At 37.1% G+C, this 22323-nt stretch carries 19 protein-coding genes and 1 tRNA gene; 11 read left to right on the top strand and 9 right to left on the bottom strand.

Features of this window, described 5'->3' with window-relative positions:
* The first annotated feature begins 179 nt into the window (after positions 1–179).
* The 3 genes from mdh to IEV57_RS16470 all read left to right on the top strand — a co-directional run bounded on the left by mdh (position 180) and on the right by IEV57_RS16470 (position 5647).
* Positions 180–1118, top strand: a complete 939-nt coding sequence (gene mdh, locus IEV57_RS16480; protein ID WP_188444148.1) for a malate dehydrogenase — start codon at positions 180–182, stop codon at positions 1116–1118.
* Positions 1119–1221: 103 nt separating this feature from the next.
* Positions 1222–3945, top strand: a complete 2724-nt coding sequence (locus IEV57_RS16475) for a hypothetical protein (RefSeq protein ID WP_188444147.1) — start codon at positions 1222–1224, stop codon at positions 3943–3945.
* A 37-nt stretch (positions 3946–3982) separates the two neighbouring features.
* Positions 3983–5647, top strand: coding sequence for a mechanosensitive ion channel family protein (locus IEV57_RS16470; protein ID WP_188444146.1), 1665 nt, complete (start codon positions 3983–3985; stop codon positions 5645–5647).
* Positions 5648–5670: 23 nt separating this feature from the next.
* Here the strand turns inward: IEV57_RS16470 and IEV57_RS16465 are convergent, their stop codons facing one another.
* The 4 genes from IEV57_RS16465 to IEV57_RS16450 form a co-directional block, all read right to left on the bottom strand.
* The gene (locus IEV57_RS16465; protein WP_188444145.1) at positions 5671–7095 is read right to left on the bottom strand and encodes an SLC13 family permease; all 1425 of its coding nucleotides are present in this window, start codon (positions 7093–7095) and stop codon (positions 5671–5673) included.
* A gap of 43 nt (positions 7096–7138) precedes the next feature.
* A complete protein-coding gene (locus tag IEV57_RS16460) occupies positions 7139–8221 on the bottom strand; it encodes a PAS domain-containing sensor histidine kinase (RefSeq protein ID WP_188444144.1) in 1083 nt (360 codons plus the stop codon).
* 79 nt (positions 8222–8300) lie between these two features.
* Positions 8301–8852, bottom strand: a complete 552-nt coding sequence (locus IEV57_RS16455; RefSeq protein WP_188444143.1) for a hypothetical protein — start codon at positions 8850–8852, stop codon at positions 8301–8303.
* Between the two features lie 62 nt (positions 8853–8914).
* The gene (locus tag IEV57_RS16450; protein WP_188444142.1) at positions 8915–10357 is read right to left on the bottom strand and encodes a site-specific DNA-methyltransferase; all 1443 of its coding nucleotides are present in this window, start codon (positions 10355–10357) and stop codon (positions 8915–8917) included.
* A gap of 187 nt (positions 10358–10544) precedes the next feature.
* Between IEV57_RS16450 and IEV57_RS16445 the strand changes: the two genes are divergently transcribed.
* Complete coding sequence (locus tag IEV57_RS16445) at positions 10545–10904, top strand: DUF2237 family protein (RefSeq protein WP_188444141.1); 360 nt, start codon at positions 10545–10547, stop codon at positions 10902–10904.
* A gap of 291 nt (positions 10905–11195) precedes the next feature.
* Here the strand turns inward: IEV57_RS16445 and IEV57_RS16440 are convergent, their stop codons facing one another.
* The 5 genes from IEV57_RS16440 to IEV57_RS16420 form a co-directional block, all read right to left on the bottom strand.
* A complete protein-coding gene (locus tag IEV57_RS16440) occupies positions 11196–12383 on the bottom strand; it encodes an ATP-binding protein (RefSeq protein WP_188444140.1) in 1188 nt (395 codons plus the stop codon).
* 522 nt (positions 12384–12905) lie between these two features.
* A complete protein-coding gene (locus IEV57_RS16435; protein ID WP_188444139.1) occupies positions 12906–13265 on the bottom strand; it encodes a hypothetical protein in 360 nt (119 codons plus the stop codon).
* A 333-nt stretch (positions 13266–13598) separates the two neighbouring features.
* Positions 13599–13680: transfer RNA gene (locus tag IEV57_RS16430), tRNA-Leu, on the bottom strand.
* 69 nt (positions 13681–13749) lie between these two features.
* Positions 13750–14046, bottom strand: a complete 297-nt coding sequence (locus tag IEV57_RS16425) for a putative quinol monooxygenase (protein WP_188444138.1) — start codon at positions 14044–14046, stop codon at positions 13750–13752.
* Positions 14039–14824 (bottom strand): SAM hydrolase/SAM-dependent halogenase family protein, encoded by a 786-nt coding sequence (locus tag IEV57_RS16420; RefSeq protein ID WP_188444137.1) that lies wholly within the window; start codon positions 14822–14824, stop codon positions 14039–14041. Before IEV57_RS16420 ends, IEV57_RS16425 begins: the two co-directional genes overlap by 8 nt.
* 102 nt (positions 14825–14926) lie before the next feature.
* Between IEV57_RS16420 and IEV57_RS16415 the strand changes: the two genes are divergently transcribed.
* The 7 genes from IEV57_RS16415 (at position 14927) to IEV57_RS16385 (ending at position 22321) form a co-directional block, all read left to right on the top strand.
* Positions 14927–15928, top strand: a complete 1002-nt coding sequence (locus tag IEV57_RS16415) for a PhoH family protein (RefSeq protein WP_188444136.1) — start codon at positions 14927–14929, stop codon at positions 15926–15928.
* Entirely contained in the window at positions 15885–16322 is a 438-nt protein-coding gene (locus IEV57_RS16410; protein WP_188444135.1) for a GNAT family N-acetyltransferase, read from the top strand. The genes IEV57_RS16415 and IEV57_RS16410 overlap by 44 nt, the downstream gene beginning before the upstream one ends.
* Positions 16323–16372: 50 nt before the next feature.
* Positions 16373–16921, top strand: a complete 549-nt coding sequence (locus IEV57_RS16405; RefSeq protein ID WP_188444134.1) for a DUF3575 domain-containing protein — start codon at positions 16373–16375, stop codon at positions 16919–16921.
* Between the two features lie 87 nt (positions 16922–17008).
* Positions 17009–18961 (top strand): ComEC/Rec2 family competence protein, encoded by a 1953-nt coding sequence (locus tag IEV57_RS16400; protein ID WP_188444133.1) that lies wholly within the window; start codon positions 17009–17011, stop codon positions 18959–18961.
* Positions 18962–19043: 82 nt separating this feature from the next.
* Positions 19044–19823, top strand: a complete 780-nt coding sequence (locus IEV57_RS16395; RefSeq protein ID WP_188444132.1) for an enoyl-CoA hydratase/isomerase family protein — start codon at positions 19044–19046, stop codon at positions 19821–19823.
* Positions 19824–21734, top strand: coding sequence for a RecQ family ATP-dependent DNA helicase (locus tag IEV57_RS16390; RefSeq protein ID WP_188444131.1), 1911 nt, complete (start codon positions 19824–19826; stop codon positions 21732–21734).
* Positions 21734–22321 carry a hypothetical protein gene (locus IEV57_RS16385; RefSeq protein WP_188444130.1) on the top strand — a complete coding sequence of 196 codons (588 nt, stop codon included), beginning with the start codon at positions 21734–21736 and terminating at the stop codon, positions 22319–22321. The genes IEV57_RS16390 and IEV57_RS16385 overlap by 1 nt, the downstream gene beginning before the upstream one ends.
* Positions 22322–22323: the final 2 nt, after the last annotated feature.

The raw sequence follows: 22323 nt of genomic DNA, 5'->3' as shown, positions 1-22323 counted from the left end.
AATGATTGCTTTTTATTCAGTAACTTCTTTTAATTTGAAGATTCGTCTATATTTTATTAGCAATTCATTTCAATCCAAAAGCAAGTATTCTAAGTCATTCCTTCATTAAATGTCCTTTGTTTAATAACTTAGCGCAACTTTTGAAAAATTCAATAATCTAATAAAAAAACATATAAATCATGGCAAAAGTAACCGTAGTTGGAGCTGGTAACGTAGGAGCAACCTGCGCAGACGTATTAGCTTACAGAGAGATTGCTGAAGAGATCGTTTTGATCGATATCAAAGAAGGTGTTGCAGAAGGCAAAGCTCTAGATATTTGGCAAAAAGCTCCAATCAATCAATATGACAGCAGAACTGTCGGAAGTACCAATGATTATTCAAAAACTGCAGGTTCTGACGTAGTTGTCATCACTTCAGGTCTTCCAAGAAAACCAGGGATGACAAGAGATGACTTGATCGAAACCAATGCTGGAATTGTAAAGTCTGTAACAGAAAACGTAATCAAACACTCTCCTGATGCGATCATTATCGTGGTGTCTAATCCACTTGATGTAATGACTTATCAAGCACATATCACGTCCAAACTGCCAAGAGCAAAGGTGATCGGTATGGCTGGAATCTTAGATACCGCAAGATACAGAGCATTTATTGCCGAGGAATTGAATATTTCTCCAAAAGAAATCCAAGCAATCTTGATGGGTGGACATGGTGATACGATGGTTCCACTTCCTAGATATACTACAGTAGCGGGTATTCCTGTGACTGAGCTTATCGCCAAAGATACTTTAGATGCGATCATCGAAAGAACAAAATTCGGTGGTGGTGAATTGGTAAAATTGATGGGGACATCTGCTTGGTATGCGCCAGGATCAGCTGCCGCACAAATGGTAGAAGCGATTTTGAAAAATCAAAGAAGAGTATTCCCAGTTTGTATCAAATTGGAAGGCGAATATGGAATCGATGATTGCTACTTAGGCGTACCAGTAATCTTAGGAAAGAACGGTGTCGAGAAAGTGATTGAATTAGACCTCAATGCTGAAGAAAAAGAACTTCTTGAAGTTTCAAGAGGACATGTCAAAGAAGTAATGAGTGTCTTAGACAAATTGTCAAGCAAGTAATTTGAATTTATTTTTAACCTAAAAGTCCCGGTTTTTTGATCGGGACTTTTAGGTTTTTATATTTATTTACTGATAGTAATCTACCAAACCCAGACCCAGTTCAGTGCCTAATTTCAAGCAAATCTTAATTTCTTTATTGATTATTGCCTTCGCAGTAGGAGGTTATTTTTTTTACAACAGTTCCTTATGGAAAGGGGAGAAAAATGCGCTGGAAGTAGTGTCACAGGATGCCATTTTTGTCTTTGAAACGGAAGAACCGGTGATGGCGTGGAATCAGCTCGTCAGCCAGCCGATTTGGACACGATTGACAGAAATCCCGTCCGTGAAAAATGCAGAGACACAATTGGTGTCACTTGATAGTTTGGTGGGAAGATCAGGGAATCTTGACAGGTCATTAAAAGGTAATCAAATGGTAGTTTCTTTACATCCTGTCGGGAAAGAAGAATTTGATTTCCTGTTTACGCTTTCTTTTAAAAATGGATCAGACCAGTCCTTTGTCCAAGCTCTTGAAGAAAATCTCCCGGACCTTTCTCAAATTACTACAAGAAATTACAGTTCAGTTCCTATTTATGAATTCCAAAGTGTGAATTTGAATAGGATGCTTTCATATTCAAAAATCGGAAATATTATAGTTGTCAGTTACACGTCTTTTCTGGTAGAAGAAGCGATTAGACTTTATCAAAACTCCTCTGAGGCAAATTTTAAATCCGTAAATCAAGAGCTTTTCAAAGCCTTGCAAAAACCTAAAGGTCTAGGAGTTTTTAGATTGTCTAGTTCGGGATTATCAAAATTCATCGCTGGAATCAGTAGAGACGACAATCTAAATCTTGTCAAACAGTTTTCAACAAATGAAATTTCCGGGAATTTTGAATTAAAGTTTTCAGAAGGAAAAATCACCTTGGATGGGACAACGTTCTTTCAAAATGGGAAGGAAGTTAGTTTTGCTCCAGGAAATGCTGATTACAGAAAGTTGATAGATTTTATTCCAAACCGAACAGCAGTTTTATTCCAATATAACCTTCAAAATTTCAATCAGCTAGCAACTCTTAAAAATGATAATTTTCAAGGTAAAGCAACCGTCAGTGGTGAGGTTGAAAAAAAATTAATTCAACGAGACTTTTTTAAAAGGCTATCTGGTGAAATGCTTTTTATGATTTTTGAGACAGCAATGAATCAAGAAGAGGATAGAATAGTTTTGATTGAGACAGAAGAATTAGCAGATCAAATTGATTTACTCAAAGGGTTTAGTGTGGATTCGGAAAATGTTCCTGTAGGATCAATTCCCGTGGATTTTTATCAAAACAATGAAATTTTTGTTTTGAATACAGAAGAATTCCCAGCTCATCTTTTTGATGGTAAATTCATGGGATTTCCTCAGACTTATGTAACAGGAGTGGAAGGAATGCTTGTTTTCGCAAATAGTACTAAGTCGATGAAAGTATTTTTGGATGACATCAAGGCTGACAATACATGGGGAAAAAGTTTGGCTCAAAAGAGGATTTCTACTAGCTTATCCACAAATTCAGGATTCAATTTTGTCATCAATGTTCCACGAATCTGGAATAGTTTAGAAGAAATCAGTTCGCCAAATTGGAAGGTGTTTTTTCAAAAATATGCTCCACAAATCCGTTCTTTAGATATCCTAACGTTAGGTGTTGGTGGTGATGAAAAAGTAAAACAATCCAAAATTAACATCTTGTATTCTCAAGGTCCCATCAAGGCTGTTAGCAGCGTGACGCTCACAGAGAATAGAATAGTACAATTTAGAGATGACTTGATTTTTGGGCCGAAAAGTATTCAGAATTTCAATGATAGAAGTTTTGAGTTTGTTGTTCAAGATGCTTTGAATCAAGTGCATCTGCTATCAGGAGAAGGTGAAGTGGTCTTTTCTCAAGCATTAGAAGGACCGATTATTTCTGATGTTTTTCAAGTTGATTTTTATAAAAATCAAAAGCTCCAGTTGTTATTTGCGACCGAAAGTCGGATTTATATAATTGATAGATTAGGAAGTATTGTTGCAGGATATCCACTTGAGATACCAGGTAGGAAAATCACCCACCTGAATCTTGTGGATTACGATGATAATAGAGATTATAGATTTTTTGTTGGGACAGATCAGGCAGAGCTCTATTTATTCAATAAAAATGGTGACGCTCTGGAAGGATGGGATCCAAAAAATATTGGGTCGAACTTGGCCGTGAAACCAGCACATCATCGTGTAGCTGGTGTTGGCGATCAAATGCTAGCCCTCAGTCAAGGTGGAGAGCTTTATTTTTTCAACAGAAGGGGAGAAGTTATGTTAGATTCACCAATTAAGTTAGGCGAAGGGCAGACATCTGACTATATCATAATTGAAAGAGGAAATGCTTCCTCAAGCAGATTTGTGACTGTAACTAAAGAAGGAGAAGTAGTCAATGTGAATTTTCAAGGTGAAATGGCTTATCGCAATCAGTTGTTGCGCCCTGATCCTGAGAGTCGGTTTTACTTGATCAAAGATCAAAAAGAAGACCGATTCGTGTATGTGGTACATGAATTCAATAAAATCACCATAATGAATGCTGAATATGAAGTTTTGTTTGATTACAACATTTTCTCAGAAAACTTGAAGTTTCAGCTATTCTCTTTTGGTGCTGATCAGAATATCTTTGTATTAGTGGATCCTGTTCAGGAATTTACTTATTTGTTTGACCTAAAAGGCTCGTTTTTGAATACATTGCCTATTAGCTCTAAAAATGAAATAGATATCAAATACTCTAGTAGTAAAAATGAGTATAGTATATATGCTACATCTGCAAATACATTCGTAGAATACAGACTACCGCTTTAGAATTATTACCTTTGCAATCTAAAAAAAACAAAGTTTAATGCGATTCAATTTATTAATAGTACTTTCTTTTTTTATACTTCAGACAACTTCAGCCCAAGTTTTACTTGATGAAAACCAAATACCAATAGCGCCTGAGGAGTTACATAGCTTTACTTCTCCATATTCCACTACGCTGACTTTTTTTTATAATCTTAGGGAGGATAATTATGATCCTAAGATAGCAGCTGAGGCACTTCGCCTTACAGATCAAGCTCCAGCGGAAGCAGAAAGATTAGCTGTTCAACTGAAGCAGATATTTGATGGGAATGGCGTGTACGTTAAGCTCAATAACATCCCGAATGACCCCAATTACATTGATTCTTTACACAACAATCAAGCAAGGTTTTTCTTTGATGTCAGGCTTCTTCCCGGAGTATATTTAGAAAAAAAGGATGGAGAATGGAAATTTAGTGATTTTACAGTCGATCAAATTAGAGACTTGCATCAAGAGACTTATCCTTATGGAACAGATAAGCTTTTGAATGTATTGCCAAAACTTGGAAATGAGGTTTATCTAGGCTTGCATTTTTGGCAGTTAGCAGGATTGTTTTTTCTGATTTTACTCTTATTTCTCTCTCACAAAGTCATTACACTGGTCTTAGACAAGGGGTTTTTGTACGCTTTGAATAGGTTTGGGTATGGCTATATAGGAGAGACATATTTATTACCCGTCGCCAAAATAACAAGTATCTACTTTATCATTTTGTTGACAACCTTATTTATCAAAATCCTTCAACTTCCGATTGAAGTCGTGTCGTGGGTTCTTCTTCTGTTGAACGCAGCCAAGCCATTCGTTGTCACGATTGTTTTTTATAAAATCGTCGATATTGTAGCCATGTATTTTGCAAAATTGGCCGAGAAAACGGAGTCTACTCTTGATGATCAATTGGTGCCGCTTTTGAGAAAAACGCTGAAAGCCTTTGTGGTGATTATCGGTACACTTTATGTTCTCAAAGAAGGATTGCAAGTTGATATTGTGCCATTCTTGACGGGTCTTTCTATAGGTGGTTTGGCCTTTGCTCTCGCTGCCCAAGATACCATCAAAAATTTCTTTGGTTCTATTATGATTTTCATTGATAAGCCATTTCAGGTGGGAGATTGGATTACGTCTGGGGATGTAGATGGTACGGTGGAAGAAGTGGGTTTCAGATCTACCCGGGTGCGGACTTTTAGGAACTCTGTCATGTACATTCCTAACGGAAAAATCGCTGATGCTACCATTGACAATCATGGGCTGAGACAATACAGGAGATTTTATACAACCTTGACTGTTACTTATGATACCCCACCACATTTGGTGCAAGCTTTTGTAGATGGGTTAAGGAAAATCGTAGAGAATCACCCAGATACGCGGAAAGATTATTATAATATTTATTTCAATAACCTTTCTGCCTATAGCCAGGATGTGATGTTTTATGTGTTTTTTGAAGTCCCAAATTGGACTGAGGAGTTAAGAAGCAGACATGAATTACTGATCTCGATCGTTACTTTAGCCAATCAACTTGGAGTACGTTTTGCTTTCCCGACACAAACTTTACACATGGAAAGTTTCCCAGAGAAGAAAACACTTGTACCAGAGTACAATTCAGATGCAAAATCCTACCAAGCAAAACTTCAGGAATTCTTGAATAATGAATTGACCAAAAAGGATGATGTAAACTGATCAGCGTTTTACAATTGAGTAAGTTACGCACCAAAAATAAGTGCATAGATCATCACGGAAACAAAAGCTAAAATTGGTCCTAGTACGATCATCAATAGACCCCCACTTCGGAAGTTCTTTTGCTCGATCATTCCAGTAGAAAACGCAATTGCATTTGATGGGGTAGAAACGGGTAGGAGTAGAGCGGATGAACAGCTTAATGCGACAATCAGTGGTACTGCAAATCCCCAAATCCCCGGCAAGGCAAGTCCAAGCGGAACTAGAATTGAGGCGGCTGCAGTATTGCTCATGATATTAGAAATCAAAACTGCAATAATTGAAAATACAATTCCTACTCCAAATAGCGGGATCGGAAGTTGATTGATTTTCTCCATGACAATATCAGTCAATCCAACATCTACCATCGCAATACCCAAAGCTAACCCACCTGCTACGAGCATCAAGGTGTCCCAAGGAAGTCGCCGAACATCCTCTGCTTTGATGATTTGAAATAAAGTGAGAAGCACGATTGGAATCGCAGATGTTGCTGCAATTGGGATATGATGAATCGGTTCTGTTAGCCAAGTAGCAACTGTAATGATCAAAGTAAATAAAACAGCATTTTTCTCAAATTTCTTTGGATTGCTTGTCTCATAGCTGAGCTTACTGAGATCAATTTCAATTGCTTTGATTCTTAAAGATCTTGTGAGGAATTTCCAAAACAAATATGTGGCAAGCAAAGCAGTGGGCAGTCCAAAGATCATCCATTCTATAAAAGTAATATTGATTCCTTTTTCCTGAAGCGCACCTACTGCGATAGCATTTGGAGTACTTCCGATGATGGTTCCCATTCCTCCCAAGGTAGCTGCTGCAGGAATTCCCACCAAAAGCGCCTTGGTATAAGCTGAGTTTTTGCCCATCATATGAGCCAAAGGCAAAATTGAAGAGATCATCATCGCAGTGGTGGCAGTATTTGACATTACCATGCTTCCCACGGCTGTGGTGAGCATCAGGCCCATCAGTAATCTCTCGGGTTTACTGCCAAATTTATCTAAGGTAAAGCGGAAAAGTGCTTTGTCTAATCCAACTTGGGACATAGCCTCAGCGAGGAAAAATCCGCCTAAAAGCAACCATATCACGTTGCTGGTCCATGTGCCGAGGTACATCTCTACTGGAGTCTTATGATCTTCTAGGATAAAATCGGTTCCAAAGCCAAGTAGAAGCCCTGCGATTATAAAAATACCTACCGCAAATGGAGGGATAGCCTCTGTGATCCAAAGTCCAATTGCCAAGACTGATAAGAAAAAAACGTAGTTCACATCATCAGGATATCCTAGTTTTTTGAAAAAATAACCGACTAACAGAGCGAGTAAAAAATTGCCTGTGAAAGTTGATGTATTAAATATCCATCCCAATCTGAGTTTTCGATATAAACGAATGGCTGTTTGCCTAGAGTCATTATAAGCCATATTTGTTTTTTTTTAGGAATAAACCTCCAATTTTATTTCATGCTCATCCTTTGAAATTTATCGTAAACTTGGTCCCAACATTTACTTCACTTTCGACATCTATAGTGCCATTGAGTTTGGTGATTTGATTGTGTATAAGGTACAAACCGATGCCTTTACTGTCTTCATGTGAGTGAAATTTTTGATTGAGTCCAAAAATCTTATCCTTCACTTTTTTCATGTCAAAGCCCAAACCATTGTCTTTTACAGTCAACTGGACATTGTTTTTAATTTTGGAACTTTTAATGACAATATGTGGAGGAATTCCAGGCTGAGCATATCGAATTGAATTTGTTATTAAGTTTAGAAAAACACTTTCTAAGTAGTCTTTATTGAAAGTGATTTCTTCGGCTTCGGAAAAGTCAAATTCTATTTTTGTATTTGAAGATTTGATAAGGGAATGAATAGATTCCATTATCTTATCAAGTGTGAAGTCGAATCGAATCACCTCTATTTCATTTTCACTTGAACTTCTTTTACTCAGTAAATCGATATAATTGTCCAATGTTTTTTTCAAATTCTCACTAGATGACTTTAAAAGGTCTAAAAGCTCTAAATTTTCTTCATCCTCAATTTTGGTCAGGTCGATTAGATTGAAAATCGAGAGAAAATTATTGACAGGGGATCTTAAATCATGGGTAGTCCTATAGGTGAGGTTTTCCAATTCCTTATTGATTGAAGTAAGATTGGAAAGTAGGAGATTGCGTTCTTTTTCTAGCTTTTTTTTGTAGGTAATATCTTTAGCTATCGCGAAAATTAGCTCTTCTTTCTCGAGAAACATTGAGGTCCAAGAAAGCCAGACAATTTCCCCTGATTTTGTTACATACCTGTTTTCAAAGTTGAGTAAAGGATTTTTCTTCGTCAATTCTTTCCTTGCTTTTGCTGTCAGTTCTTTGTCTTCTGGGTGAACAAATTCATTAATTGGAGTATTGAAAAGTTCCTCTTCATTATATTCCAATAGTGCGCTGACAGCGGGATTGATTCGCTTGAAGTAACCATCATATCCCGCGATACAAAAAAGGTCAGGAGTGATGTTGAAAAAAATTTCCAGCTTATTCAGTATTTCTGAATTCAATTTATCATTCATCGTAAAGTAAAATAGGTTTCTAGTAGCTTAACTGAGTTATTACAAACTTACATGCTTTACCCGAAACAATAAGAAGAGTTTATAATAAGTTGTCAATAAACTTATCAAAATTTTTATTCATCAAGCCCCATTTAAATTCATGATTAGGAGTTCGATAGCTATAGCCTTTGAAGCTGTTTTTGGTGACGACAGGAGATTTACTTACTTGAAATCCCGTCAGCCAACCATAAAATCCAATTTCTTCTTGAAGGAGATCGACCCAACCAATGACGACGAAGTCTTTGCTAATTGGATTTTGCTCTTGTGGATACCCATAAGTCCAATTATCATTTGGTGAGTTTGTGGTGGATTTGAGCGCTACTTTGACATCAATCTTTTTACCATTGATCAAGAAATCAAAATCATCTGAATTTCTGTTTTCGAAACCTCGATCGTCGATTTTATATGTTATTCTTTTTTCCTCTAGCCAATGTGTAAAGGCCAATTCCCCAAGGCATCCGAGATAAGCTTTATCTAATCTTTTGGTTGTATTGAGGCCAAATCTAGAGTATAGACCGTGTTCGATCATTTTAGAAGCTATTCTTCTAGCCCGTTGCTGCTGTGCCTCAAAGTCAAAATCCCTTACAATCATAAAAATCCATTTAGATGAAAGAATATTCAAGTCAATATAGGCAGGGGTATCTGCCTTGGTATTTATTTGGATTCGGTCAGTTCGTAGTACTTAAATCCAGAATCAATTCTTGAATTTAAGACAGATAATTTGGAGTGCAAGACAGTTAAACGTTTATGTGTGATTTCGGCAATATTTTTAAAATCATTTGTGTAGGCCTCAGAGTTAGGTCTTATTTCTTCTGGGATTTGCACGCAGATGTACTTTCTCTGTCCTTGGTCTTTTTCATTCATTTCTAAAACCGCCTGCGCTGTCGCTCCTGAGCCAGCAAAAAAATCCAAATAAATCCCCTCAGGATCGTCTGAAAACCCAAACAAATACTTGATCAAACTTGGAGGTTTTGGGAAATCAAAGACTTTAGCGCCTAACATTTCTCGAAGTTCCTTGCTTGCTGTTTCATTCGTACCTACTCCAACTTTATAATTGATCAAATTAGGTGGAACTTCTTCATCGTAAGCTAATTTCTCGTAAGACGGGCTAAGTTTGAGTGTTGGGATTTGGATAAGCGTACCATTTTTTATTTCTTCATCAAGCTTGGGTTGTGTCCATTTAAATTTGGCTTGAAGGATTACTTTTTTTATGAAGCATCCGTTTTGCACTTCTGTATCTTCTAGCAGTTTGACGCTATACTTATCGGTGCCATAATCTCCCTTAGGAATGATTCCGTCTGTGATTTTTGTTGAGACTTTGTTTTTGGGAAAAGTAAGGATGTTGACTGCATTGCTTTGGTTGAGGAGTCCATTGCTACTTGGACTACTTTTTTTGATGCCTTTGAATTTGGTTTTGTCTTTTTGCTTTTGGTAGCAAAGCACATACTCAGTGACCTTTTTGCTTTTTCTTGAAAGATTGGCAGGAGTTTCAGATTTCACCCAAGAAAAAATCTCAATGTAATTTTCTTCACCAAATACTTCGTCCATCAATAGTTTTAAGTTGGCCAATTCGTGATCATCAATACTCACAAACATGATCCCATCATTCCGAAGTAGCATTCTTCCTAAAATCAACCTTGGATATATCATAGAAAGCCAATTTCCATGCAAAGCTTCGAATGACTTAGAAGTGTTTTGATTTAATTTGGAGGAAGGTTTTTGTTCAGCAAATTTATCGGAGTACACGAAACTTTCAGAACCAGTATTGTAGGGTGGATCGATGTAAATGGCCTTGACTTTTTCCTGATGTGTTGGCAGGAGAAGTTTCAAAACTTCTAAATTATCCCCCTCAAAAAACATATTTTCCGTATTGCTTGAATCAATTGATTTTTCTCGATTTAGGTTTAGCTTGAATTTAGAAGAAGAAAAGGCTTGATTTTTAGCAGCCACTTTACCATTCCATTGCAAACCTGATTCCTTTTCATCAGATTCAAGAATTGCCTTCAGTTTTTCGAAATCAAGTTCATCATTCAAAAATGCCGATGGGTGCTTTTTTTTAAGCAAGTTCAAAAGATTTTCAAGAGTAAATGGGGTCATTTTGATGAAATAAGTAATTTGAAAATTTGAATTTCAATTTGCATAAAAAATCACATAAATTCATGTTATCTCAAAGTTTAAGTAGGTTTGTAAAAATGATGTTTAGAATATTTGTCTAAACTCTTTATTCTAAAAATCAATTAGTAAGACTCTCAGTTATAAAAGGAGACAATGAAAAATTTGAGTTATGGCAAAAAATGTATTTGGTGAAGAGTTGATGCTTTGTAGTTCTGATCCTTTGACAGGATATTATAGAAATGGCTGTTGCGAGACAGGCGAAGATGATTTGGGAACTCATACTGTCTGCGCAGTCATGTCAGATGAATTTCTGCGGTTTAGTTATAACAGAGGGAATGACTTGATTACGCCAAGACCAGAATACGCATTCTCAGGATTGAAAGCTGGTGATAAATGGTGTCTATGTGCTTCAAGATGGATGGAAGCCTACGCCGCAGGCTGTGCGCCAAAAGTAATATTGGAAGCTTGCAATGAAAAAACGCTCCAATACATCTCTCTCAAGGAGTTGGTTGAATTTGCTTATGTTTGATTTTGGCTGAAGCCTCAGATTGCCTCATAATTGATTTATCCTCCTGCTAAAGCAGTAGGCAATTGAATTAGAAATCAAATAACTAAACTGATTCTAGAGAAAGGATGCTTAGAATTATTTTTTAAGATTCAAAAAAGCAGAATAGTAATTCACGTCAAGATTAATTTTTCATTTCCTAGAAAAATTCAATTGGAATGTGGCTTTAGCCCATTCACTAATACAAAGATTATTTACAAAGGCTTTAGCCGAAAGAATTGATAAAGTACATACAAAACAGTTGATTTTCGAAAATCAACTGTTTTGTATCAACTTCAAAAAAGCAATCAAGCCAATCACTTCTGTATCATTTTTTATTGGGAATTGATCTGTACCGGAATAAAGTACAAATTTCTTTGTTGCTTGGATGTCCTCAGCTGCTCGGTGGAAACCCGAACTGATATTTGGGGCAAGTGATTTTTTGATTTCTATTGCCCAAACAACATCATTTGGTCCTTCCAATACCAAATCAATTTCATTTTGATTACTTGAGCGATAGTAGGAAGATTTCCAAGTGGATGGGAGATGATTGAGAATATTTTCTATCACAAAACCTTCCCAGCTTGATCCTACCACGGGATGGCCAAGTAGCTGATCGAAACTCGAAATATTCAATAAACTATGTAACAGTCCTGAGTCGCGAATATATACTTTTGGAGATTTGACCAATCTCTTTTTCGTATTGCCTGACCATGGCTGGAGCTGTCGGACCATAAAGAAATCCTGCAAAGTATCAAGGTATGTTCTGATCGTCGTATGACTCACTTCGAGACTTTTTCCTATTTCGCTGAGCACAGCTTGCTGCCCATGGTAGTGTGCCAACATGGTCCAAAACCGTTTCATTCTTGCTGCAGGGACTTGTGGACCAAAAAGAGGAATGTCTTTTTCAACATAAGTCGTGATAAAGTCATAGCGCCAGTCCCAACTATCCTTATCATTCACTGCCAAATAACTGTCTGGAAAACCGCCTCTAAACCACAGTTTTTCAAAATTGAATCCCAGAGAATCATCTTTAAACAGCTCCCAAGCGGTAAAAGGAGTCAGTTCCAAATATCTAATTCTACCTGCTAAGGTTTCGGAGGACTGTTGCAAGAGTTCTTTGGATGCAGAACCGAGTAGTAGAAAATGCCCTGCTTTTTCACCTGCTCTCTTGCGAATATCAATAAGCCCTCGGAGCGTCTTAAAAAGCTCGGGCTTCCTCTGTACCTCATCTATGATCAAAAGTTGATTATCAAATCGTCTCAAATAGCTTTCTGTATCATCCAGTTTTGCCAAATCAGAATCCAGTTCCAAATCCAAATAATGGATTGGTTTATCAATTGCCGCACGCGAAAGCTCCAAAGCCAAAGTAGTTTTTCCAACTTGCCTTGGTCCTAAAATCACAGCTACTGGCATGGTACTTAAACCGTGTTTCAACTTATCCTCAAGCTCTCTCTGTATCATTATAACTTTCAATTTGCATGAAAAATAATAAAAAAGTATGTAATCTGAAAGTTTAACTTTCAGATTACATAAAATAATTATTTTATTTATGCAAATTGAAAGTTTGTGTAAATGTTTAGATTTAGTAAAACTATTTGGCTGAAGCTTCAGATGACATCATGATTAATTGATTTTTCTGCTAAAGTAGGATGCAATTGATCGTAGAAAGGATGTTGAATGATTATAAATGGGATGATTTCTTTTTAAATCAGAATTTATTAATTCCATAAATTCAGCCAAAATTTAATAGGAATACGGCTTTAGCCAATCTAAAAATGAATGAGAAATTAGCTCTAGCCGAAAAAATCAAAATGCCTATTTTATACCGATTGCTTCTCTAAAATTGGTCATTATGTTATTAAATCATTTGTCCCACCACCATTTGATTTTTGAAAAAACGAAAACTTAATCAAGATGATAAAGCAATCATGTGGGGATTGTTCCTTTTTATAGTTATTTAACTACAACAAGTACTCTCAAAGGTTAGAAATTGCAAGCCGAATTTTTAGGTTTCCAATAAACTTTAACATTTTGAATAGAATTGAAATTGATACCTTCCCCTTCAGAAAAACTTAAAAACCCTAATAAATTTTCCTCAGAATCATAAACCGGAGCAACAGAATTGCAATTTGGACAACAGTTTCCAAAAATGTAAACTGTAATCCCTTCATAAGTTCCGGTTAGTATATTCAAATATTTCCCGAATTCTTGATCTTGTTTCATGTTTTCTATTCTTAAGTTCAACCAAGCAATATCTTCCCTTGGCTCCTCTTGTTCACCACAAGAAAATAGAAATGCTGACACAAAGATCATAAGATAAAGAAGTGTAAAGTGATTTTTCATATGAGTTGTAGTTTAAAATAAATGGTTTGTGTTAAAGTAAAATTTACAATACTAGAAAATAAGGTTCAATTTTATGATTTTTAGTTACATAAGCCTAAACGGAAAAAGTAAACTTTATGTCTCAAAACTATAAGAAAAATACTAATCCCAGTTTTTTTTAACAAATTAATTTAAAAATCACTTGGCAAAAGGTCTTACTTAGAATAGTGGTTTATTCTATCATATTTGATATTTTAAAAGGAATAGTAGGGATTGAAAAAATATATGTCTACTATAATTTCAGATTGTAGCTAATAAAAAAAGCTCCATCTAATAAAGAAGGAGCTTTTTATGTACCCAGAGCCGGAGTCGAACCGGCACGCCTTGCGGCATTGGTGTTTGAGACCAACGCGTCTACCAATTCCGCCATCTGGGCAAATGGTTTATCCATTCCTTGCTGAATGGGATGCAAATATGATTACTATTTTTTTTCTGTGCAAGCCTCTCAAGGGAGTTCTACTAATTTTTTTGCACTGAAAGTGCTGGGTTTTTCTGAGAAAAGTGGCTTGGTGACCGCCCATACAGATTTAAAGAGTTCAGAATCACGATATTGATTCAATGCCGATTCATCATCCCAAAAACTATAAGTCATGAAAATATTTTTGAAATTTTCATCTTGCCATAATTCCAAATGGTGACAACCGGGGAAGTTTCTGATTTTTTCCTTGTTTTGATGGAAATTCTCCAAAAACTCTTTCACTTTATCTTCCTGAAAAGTCATTCTGACTACACGTCTAAGCATTTTGTTCGGCAATTTCAAAGTTGATGTAAATAGGACTGTCTAGTCTGAGTCCTAGTAAATCCGAACCATGACCATGATTGATCCCAATTTCTAAAAGATCGAGGCTATTGAAGAAAGCAAAGCAGTCTCCTGGTTCTACGTTATCATAAGATTTATTGATCTTGGTCAGTCCCTCCCTGCTAAATTCAATCACAAATTTTCCAGGATTGAGTTTTTCAAAAGCATCTTTTCGGATGTTCGTGATTAAGTTTCCATAATTATCCACACGGACAACATGTCCTACAATTTGCTTGCGGGTAGCTTTAAACTGACGGGACATCATCTTTTTCATTTGCATCAATGGACCACCAAAATCATGAATAGCAGCTCCAGAGGCTACTTTCGCAGCAATCGGGGCAAGAATATCTTTCGCAGGGAAGGTGCTGTCTTTGAGGTGAATATCTGCAAATTGAACTACTATGCCTGGGTCATAATCAGCCAAAAGGCTCAAAACACCATTGTTGGGACCAATAAAAATATGTTCCTCCAATTTGATTCCGATAAATCCCTCAGTCATGTTACTTGTCCCATTGAGCGCTACAAGATGAACAGTTCCTTTTGGGAAATCTTTATACACTGCCCGCAAAATAAAAGCAGCATGGGCAATATCATAGGTGTCAATTTTATGGGAAATGTCAACAATATTCAATTGGGGGTTAATGGATAACATTTTCGCCTTTACTGCCGGAACGTAATAGTCCCCGTCTCCAAAATCTGAAATGAATGTTATCAGTGCCATAAGAGCAAGTCGATTAAAATTTATATTTTTGTGATAGGTGTGAACAAAAATAGGGATTTTATCCTTACACCTTAAAGAAACTCTTAAATCAAATTCAATAGATTGGTAGAAAAAGTAATTACTTTAGAAAATATTTCGCTGCTGGACTTTTTGGGCTCAGAAAACGAGAATATCCGTCAGATTGCAGCTGCTTTTCCACAAAGCAAGATTGTATCCCGAGGTAACGAAATCAGGATTCAAGGTCGTGCACCAGAGATTTTAAGGATAAATGACGTCATCAATATGCTGCTTCAGCATTTCAATAGATTTGGACACATTACACCTGATCATGTAAAAGAGTACATTACATTGGAGGGTGTTCCTTTTGAAGAAAATCAGAGAAATGACGTCATTGTCTATGGAAATAAAGGACTTGTAGTAAAGCCAAAATCGGCCAATCAGCGCAAGCTAGTAGAATCAGCTTTCAAGAATGACTTGGTTTTTGCACTAGGTCCTGCGGGTACTGGTAAAACTTATATCGCTGTAGCATTGGCGGTAAGGGCTCTGAAAAACCGTGAAGTCAAGAGAATCATCATTACGAGACCTGCTGTGGAAGCAGGGGAAAATCTAGGTTTTTTGCCTGGTGATTTGCAAGAGAAATTGGATCCTTATTTGAGACCCATCTATGATGCATTGAGTGATATGGTTCCTTCGGAGAAATTGAAGTTCTACCAAGAAACACGTGTGATCGAAATTGCTCCTTTGGCCTATATGAGAGGGAGGACTTTACATGACGCATTTGTTCTGTTGGATGAAGCGCAAAATACGACAAGTGAGCAGATTAAGATGTTTTTGACTAGAATGGGGCCAAATTCAAAGGTGATCATCACAGGAGATCAAACTCAGGTCGATCTTCCAAAAAGACAAAAATCTGGATTGAGTGAATCTTTACACGTACTCAAAGATGTAAAAGGAATTGGGGTGGTAAATTTGAGTGGTAAGGATGTAATCCGACATAGACTTGTAAAATCCATCATTGAAGCCTACGAAAAGGACGAGGCTGAGAAAGTTCAAAAAAGAGATGAGTATAAAAGTAGAAAAAGCAAAGACGAAGGAACAGTTTGATGCGATTTTTAAGATACGGAAAGATGTTTTTGTAATCGAGCAAGAAGTAGATCCTGCCGAAGAATATGATGAATTTGAAGATTCATCAACTCATTTTTTGGCAAGTGTAGAGGGTTTTCCTGCTGGAACAGCTCGATGGAGATTCACAAAAAATGGTATCAAGCTGGAAAGATTTGCTGTTTTAAAGAATATGCGAGGCGAAGGTATAGGGCAAGCGCTCGTGCAGGCAGTTTTAAGTGATATAGCCGAATCTCAGGAAAGTAAAGGTAAATTACTTTATATGCATGCTCAACTTCCCGCAATACCGCTCTATGCAAAGTTTGGATTTGAGAAAGTTGGCGAGATGTTTGAAGAGTGTAACATCAAGCATTTCCAAATGGAAAAGTATTTATAACAATACAGGCATTTAGATTTAAAGAATTTAGGAACTAAAATTTTATAGACATGAAAAAAATAATACTCTCAACATTTGTTTTTTTTCTGATAGGCACTGCTACATTTGCCCAGATAGAAACTGAAAAAGACTACAGCACTGGCGAAATCAAAGTAAACTTTCTGAATACAATCCTGCTGGGATCTGTGGAGCTTGGTTACGAACATTTTATCGCAAAAGATCAATCTATTGGTATCGAGGCGCATTTCAACGATAGATTTGCTTATGTCAGAACAAGTGATAGCAAGAAATTTGATGCTACATCGATTCAAGCTTCTTACAACTTTTATTTTGAAGGAGATGAAACAGGTAAAATCTACATTTTCCCATTCCTTAAATATAGATTCGGAGAATATACAGAAATCTCTGACGGACTTTTGAATACTACAGACATGAACAGCTTCCTACTTGGCTTAGGTGGTGGTTACAAATGGATATTCAATGATAAGTTTGCTTTTGGACCCTACGCTTCAATAGCTAGAGGTTTTAGTTCTGAAGTTAATGACACTTTCGCCGCAGTAGAATTCAAAGCAGGTTTTTCTGTAGGCTTTAGATTCTAAAAATAAACGTTTAATTTACTTGAAAAGGAGTCATTTATGGCTCCTTTTTTATTTTTCTTGACTAAATTGAAGTAAACTTTTAGGTTTATGAAATTTAGCGAATTTCCATTTTTAAGATATCTCCTCTTTTTTATGATAGGAGTATTGCTCTATCCCAAATGGAGTTTTCTTACTCTAGAAATTTTGATGACCGTCTTAGGGGTTTTATACCTCGTTTATTGTGTCTTGGTAGTTAGGAATAAGCTTCTCAAAACGTATCAATTTAAAGTCGCTATTCCTATTTTAGCTTACTTTCAGCTGTTTGTATTAGGATTGACTTTTACTTTTTTGAGGGATCTTCACAATCAAAAGGATCATTTGATCCATCAGACCAATCGATCAGAAATGTACTTGGCAATTGCTTTGGCAAATGATGAACCCAAGCCAAACTCTACGGCGAATAGCGTAAGATTACTCATGCAAAAAGACTCTACTGATCAGATCAACCATATCCGAGGAGAGGTTTTGATTTACCACAAGTTGGAGGAAAGCATCTCTCCGGGAGATTTGTTGATCATCAGCGGAAATCCAGAGCGAATTGCACCACCTAATAATCCGAAAGAGTTTCATTATGCAAATTTCATGGAACGTCAGCAGATTACCCACAGTCAGTTTGTAAATGACAAGGTTTTGAAAGTAGGGGAGTCTTCCATACAGCCAATTGAGGATTATTTTTTAGCATTAAGGGCTGGGATCATGGAGAAGATGGATCTTTTGATATTGGATAAGTATGCGAACCAAGTAGCCAAAGCACTCTTATTGGGTCAAAAGAAAAATCTCGAGAAAGAAGTCAATGATGCTTATGTCACAGCAGGTGCGATGCATATTTTGGCCGTTTCGGGGCTGCACGTGGGGATTATCTATGGTTTCTTTTTTCTTTTTGTCAAACCCTTTCGACTTCAGGTGGGCAAAAGGGTTCTTTACCTTTCAGTCATTATTCTTTTGATTTGGGGATACGCTTTATTGACAGGAATGTCACCTTCTGTGATGCGAGCGGCTACCATGTTTTCGATCATGGCATTGGCACAGATGAAATCTAGAAGCCCTTCTATTTTCAATGCAATTGCGCTTTCAGCATTAATCCTGCTTGTCTATGATCCATTCTTGATTTTTGCAGTTGGATTTCAATTGTCATATTTGGCACTCGCAGGTATTTTATTGATTCAGCCTATTTTGGTGAAATTGTGGACCCCAAAGTCAAAGGTGGTGGAGTACATTTGGCAAATCAGTACCGTAGGTATTGCTGCCCAATTAATGACATTTCCGATCTCTGCTTATTATTTTCATGTTTTTCCATCATACTTTATCCTTTCCAATCTTGTAGCCATCCCTGGAGCATTCTTGATCATGTCTTTTGGTGTTCCATTTATGCTATTTGCGCAAATTCCATTTCTTGCCAAGCCGCTAGCATGGATTACAGAATGGTTGATTAGAATTGTCAATCAACTGATTTTTGGTATTCAGGAATTGCCTTTTGCCAAGATTGAAGAGATTTTTTTAAGGCCTGATTTCATGTTTGCTTATTGGCTTATATTAGTTTTAGCTTTGCTACTTGCTACTAAGCCGGAGAAGTGGCAGTTGTATGGTATTGTGGTAGTTCTTTTGGGTTTTGGCTTCTTAAGATTTGAGAAAATATTCAAAGAAGAGCGTAATGACTTGATGATTTATAGTCTCAACAAAGGCTTTTCAATAGATTTTCAAGAGAAATATTACTTTGACTTTGAAGTTCCCGAGTCTGATTTTGGTTATAAAGTTATGCCCAATAGGCTATCTTCTTTTGGTCGAGAAAAGTACCCTTTGATTGCTTTTAAGGATGAATCTGATATGAAAATTTTTCTTCCAAATCAGAAAAAGCCACTTGTTTTGAAGGAATTGAAATCTTTAGAAATTGATGAATCATTCAGGGAGATCCTAACTTTCGAACAAGGGGATTGGCAACAACAAATACCATTTACAGATTTTAGATCGAGGGATAAAGCATATAAATTAGCATTAAAGTAATTAGCTTTTGGATGAGCAAATCTTCTGCCTTATCTTTCTACATAAGCCAATTTATTATTAACTCAATTTGACCAAAATCAATATGATGAATCAACCTGTTCATAGTTTTGTCCAAGAAAGGATAGGCTATCTGGTACTCAACCGACCTGAAAAGAGGAACGCACTTAATGCAGAAATGGTCGCATCTATGAAGGATGTGCTGAAGGATTTTGAAAGTAATGATCTGGTAAAGATCATTGTGATCAAAGCTGCTGGTAAAGTCTTTTGCTCAGGAGCAGACTTGGCATCGCTTCAAGATTTGCAAACGAATTCTTATGAAGAGAACCTGCAAGACAGCAGGAATCTGAAAGATTTATTCTATCAAATTTACACTTCTCGCAAAGTGATCATCGCACAAGTTCAGGGACATGCTTTAGCAGGTGGATGCGGATTGGCAACAGTTTGTGACTTTGTTTTTTCTGTACCTGAAGCCAAGTTTGGATATACGGAAGTCAAAATTGGCTTTATTCCTGCGATCGTAAAAGTGTTTCTTTTGAGGAAGATTGGAGAAGGGAAATCCAAGCAATTGTTGCTTGATGCGGATCCTGTATCTGCAAAAGAAGCTAAGGAATTGGGACTGATCAATTTCATTGTCGATGAAGAAGAATTGGGGAAGACTGTTTTTGATTATGCTCAAAAATTAGCTACGCAAAATTCCGGGACGGCTATGGGGCTGACCAAGGAAATGATCGCAAGGGTGCAAGAAAAAACACTCGAGGACGGTTTAGAATACGCGGCATCAATGAATGCCAAAGCAAGAAATTCAGCAGATTGTAAAAGTGGAATTGCAGCTTTCTTGAATAAAGAGAAGCTCAGCTGGTAGATGAAAACACAAGCAATACAGATTCTTCAAAAGTTTTTTGGATATGCCGACTTTCGGCCATCCCAATTAGAAATCGTGCTTTCGGCGATGGAAGGGAAGGATTGTGTCGCTTTATTGCCAACAGGTGGTGGAAAGTCTATTTGTTTCCAAGTTCCTGCATTAGCGCAAGAAGGAATCTGCCTCGTAGTCAGTCCGCTTGTGGCTTTGATGAAAGATCAAGTTGATAATTTGCGGAAAAGGGGAGTTCTAGCTGCCGCAGTGTACTCTGGAATGCGAAAGAGAGAAATTGACACCATTTTGGATAATTGTGTGTATGGGAATTATAAGTTTCTCTACGTCTCTCCCGAAAGATTGAAAACAGAAATCTTCATCGAACGCTTCAAAAGGATGAATGTCAATTTGATTGCAGTAGATGAGGCCCACTGTATTTCGCAATGGGGTTATGATTTCCGTCCTCCTTATTTAGAGATTGCAAAAATCAGAGAATTTCATCCGAATGTTCCTTGCATGGCATTGACAGCCTCTGCCACTTTGAAAGTGAAAGAGGATATCATTACAAATTTAGAACTCAAAGATCCCAATATTTTTGTTAGATCTTTTTCCAGAAAGAATCTCAGCTACTCGGTCAGAATGGTGGAGAACAAAATCGAAAAAGCCATACAAATACTCAGTAGAATCCCTGGTTCGGCGATCATTTATTCTAGAAATAGAAAAGGGACCAAAGACATTGCTAAGGAGCTTTATCAAATGGGTGTTTCAGCTACTTTTTATCATGCGGGTTTGGATAGCGCTACCCGAGAACTCAGGCAGCAGGAGTGGAAAGCAAACAAAATCCGCGTCATGGTAGCGACGAATGCCTTTGGGATGGGGATTGATAAGCCGGACGTGAGGGTGGTGATTCATTTGGATTTGCCTGAAAATTTAGAGAATTATTATCAAGAAGCAGGTCGTGCAGGACGAGATGAACTCAAGGCCTATGGGGTTTTATTGACCAACAAACAAGATATTCAAAAGCTTACCGAGCGCGCAGAATTGGCTTATCCACCCATAGATTACCTTAAAAGAGTCTATCAGTCTTTGGCTAATCAATATAGGATTGCTGTGGGCAGCAGTTTATTTGTAAGCTATGACTTTGATTTAACAGATTTTTGCTCCACTTATAAATTGGATGTTTTGATGACTTACAATGCTATGAAAGTGTTGCAGGAAGAAGGTTTTGTTGAGTTAAATGAAAGTTTCTTTTCTCCTTCAACGATTCATTTTCTTGTCGATCAATCCAAGTTGTATGAATTTCAAATTGCCAATGCGAGACTAGATCCCCTGATCAAAGCGCTATTGAGGACTTATGGAGGTGAATTATTTATGGAATACATCAAAATCCAAGAGCCGAGATTGGCGAAAAGCCTAAATCTTCCCGAGGCAGAATTGGTGAAGCAGTTGGAGTTGCTTGATCAGTTTGCTGTATTGGCCTATCATAAGCGCAAAGAAAAACCACAAGTGACTTTTTTGACCCCAAGGCATGATGCAGGGAAGTTGCCCTTGAATACCAAAAGGATTGCTGAAAGAAGGGAAAATGCAATCTCCAAAGCTGCTTCCATGGTGACATATATTCAGAATGTTACACTTTGTCGAGCCAATCAGATTTCACAGTATTTTGGTGAGGAAAGCGATGACTATTGCGGAATTTGCGATGTCTGTATGGAACGTAAAAAAAAAGCTGATACGAGAGTGAAGCAGCTCAAATCAAAAATCCTTCAAACTTTAAGTGAGGGTAGGACGTTTTCATTGCAGTCACTTCCTACTGCTACCGGAATCAAAGATGATCAAGAGACTCTTGATATTTTGAGGGGAATGGAAGACGAAGGACAGATAGTATCTGAACCTGATGGCACATACAAACTCAATAAATAATGGCTTCATTCATAGATGATATATTTGGTAAAATTTTCCCAAATAAAAAGACCCCAGTCAAGCACAAAGAGAATTTTATTCAATCAGAAGATGCTATTGCGTCTACGACAGCTTGGAAAGAATCGAAAGAAGGTAAATTATTGATGAATCTGGTTCAGAAAAATTACCATTTCAAAACCTCAGGAATGAATGCTAGCCCTGAGGTGCATATTTTAAAATCTCCTTATGCCAATGGATTTGCGATAACTTTCGAAAGTCCCTTTGATAGTAAAAGTTTTTCGCAACTTTTCTTTGCTTTTGGGCAGCGAATGTTAGATTTGGGATATCAAAAAATCAGTTTAGACAGAAAAATTGAAGAAATCAATGATGATGTCAAGACGACAGAGAAGCAATATTTCAAGCCACCGCTGAGCAATGTGGACTTCTCTCAAAGGATCGATCAGCTTTATGGAAATGTGAGCATTGAGAAGATCAGTGTAAATGAAAATCCTAGCTTTATGAAAGTGTTGGTGACAGTTTATTCAGATCATCTCTACTTGACAGCAAGACCTTTTGAGCAATTTATTGATGACTTATTTGAAAATTAATA

Source organism: Belliella aquatica (assembly GCF_014637795.1).
In the GTDB taxonomy this organism is placed as follows: domain Bacteria; phylum Bacteroidota; class Bacteroidia; order Cytophagales; family Cyclobacteriaceae; genus Belliella; species Belliella aquatica.
Note: the sequence above shows the minus strand (reverse complement) of the source record. Positions and strands in the feature narration are given on the sequence as shown.

Excerpts from the sequence above, each read along its gene's own strand:
- mdh (WP_188444148.1), top strand. The coding sequence starts at position 180 with ATGGCAAAAGTAACCGTAGTTGGAGCTGGTAACGTAGGAGCAACCTGC.
- IEV57_RS16420 (WP_188444137.1), bottom strand. The coding sequence starts at position 14,824 with ATGGCACTGATAACATTCATTTCAGATTTTGGAGACGGGGACTATTAC.
- IEV57_RS16435 (WP_188444139.1), bottom strand. The coding sequence starts at position 13,265 with ATGAAAAATCACTTTACACTTCTTTATCTTATGATCTTTGTGTCAGCA.
- IEV57_RS16445 (WP_188444141.1), top strand. The coding sequence starts at position 10,545 with ATGGCAAAAAATGTATTTGGTGAAGAGTTGATGCTTTGTAGTTCTGAT.
- IEV57_RS16465 (WP_188444145.1), bottom strand. The coding sequence starts at position 7,095 with ATGGCTTATAATGACTCTAGGCAAACAGCCATTCGTTTATATCGAAAA.
- IEV57_RS16470 (WP_188444146.1), top strand. The coding sequence starts at position 3,983 with ATGCGATTCAATTTATTAATAGTACTTTCTTTTTTTATACTTCAGACA.
- IEV57_RS16425 (WP_188444138.1), bottom strand. The coding sequence starts at position 14,046 with ATGCTTAGACGTGTAGTCAGAATGACTTTTCAGGAAGATAAAGTGAAA.
- IEV57_RS16390 (WP_188444131.1), top strand. The coding sequence starts at position 19,824 with ATGAAAACACAAGCAATACAGATTCTTCAAAAGTTTTTTGGATATGCC.
- IEV57_RS16455 (WP_188444143.1), bottom strand. The coding sequence starts at position 8,852 with ATGATTGTAAGGGATTTTGACTTTGAGGCACAGCAGCAACGGGCTAGA.
- IEV57_RS16440 (WP_188444140.1), bottom strand. The coding sequence starts at position 12,383 with ATGATACAGAGAGAGCTTGAGGATAAGTTGAAACACGGTTTAAGTACC.
- IEV57_RS16400 (WP_188444133.1), top strand. The coding sequence starts at position 17,009 with ATGAAATTTAGCGAATTTCCATTTTTAAGATATCTCCTCTTTTTTATG.
- IEV57_RS16450 (WP_188444142.1), bottom strand. The coding sequence starts at position 10,357 with ATGACCCCATTTACTCTTGAAAATCTTTTGAACTTGCTTAAAAAAAAG.
- IEV57_RS16405 (WP_188444134.1), top strand. The coding sequence starts at position 16,373 with ATGAAAAAAATAATACTCTCAACATTTGTTTTTTTTCTGATAGGCACT.
- IEV57_RS16395 (WP_188444132.1), top strand. The coding sequence starts at position 19,044 with ATGATGAATCAACCTGTTCATAGTTTTGTCCAAGAAAGGATAGGCTAT.
- IEV57_RS16460 (WP_188444144.1), bottom strand. The coding sequence starts at position 8,221 with ATGAATGATAAATTGAATTCAGAAATACTGAATAAGCTGGAAATTTTT.
- IEV57_RS16385 (WP_188444130.1), top strand. The coding sequence starts at position 21,734 with ATGGCTTCATTCATAGATGATATATTTGGTAAAATTTTCCCAAATAAA.
- IEV57_RS16410 (WP_188444135.1), top strand. The coding sequence starts at position 15,885 with ATGAGTATAAAAGTAGAAAAAGCAAAGACGAAGGAACAGTTTGATGCG.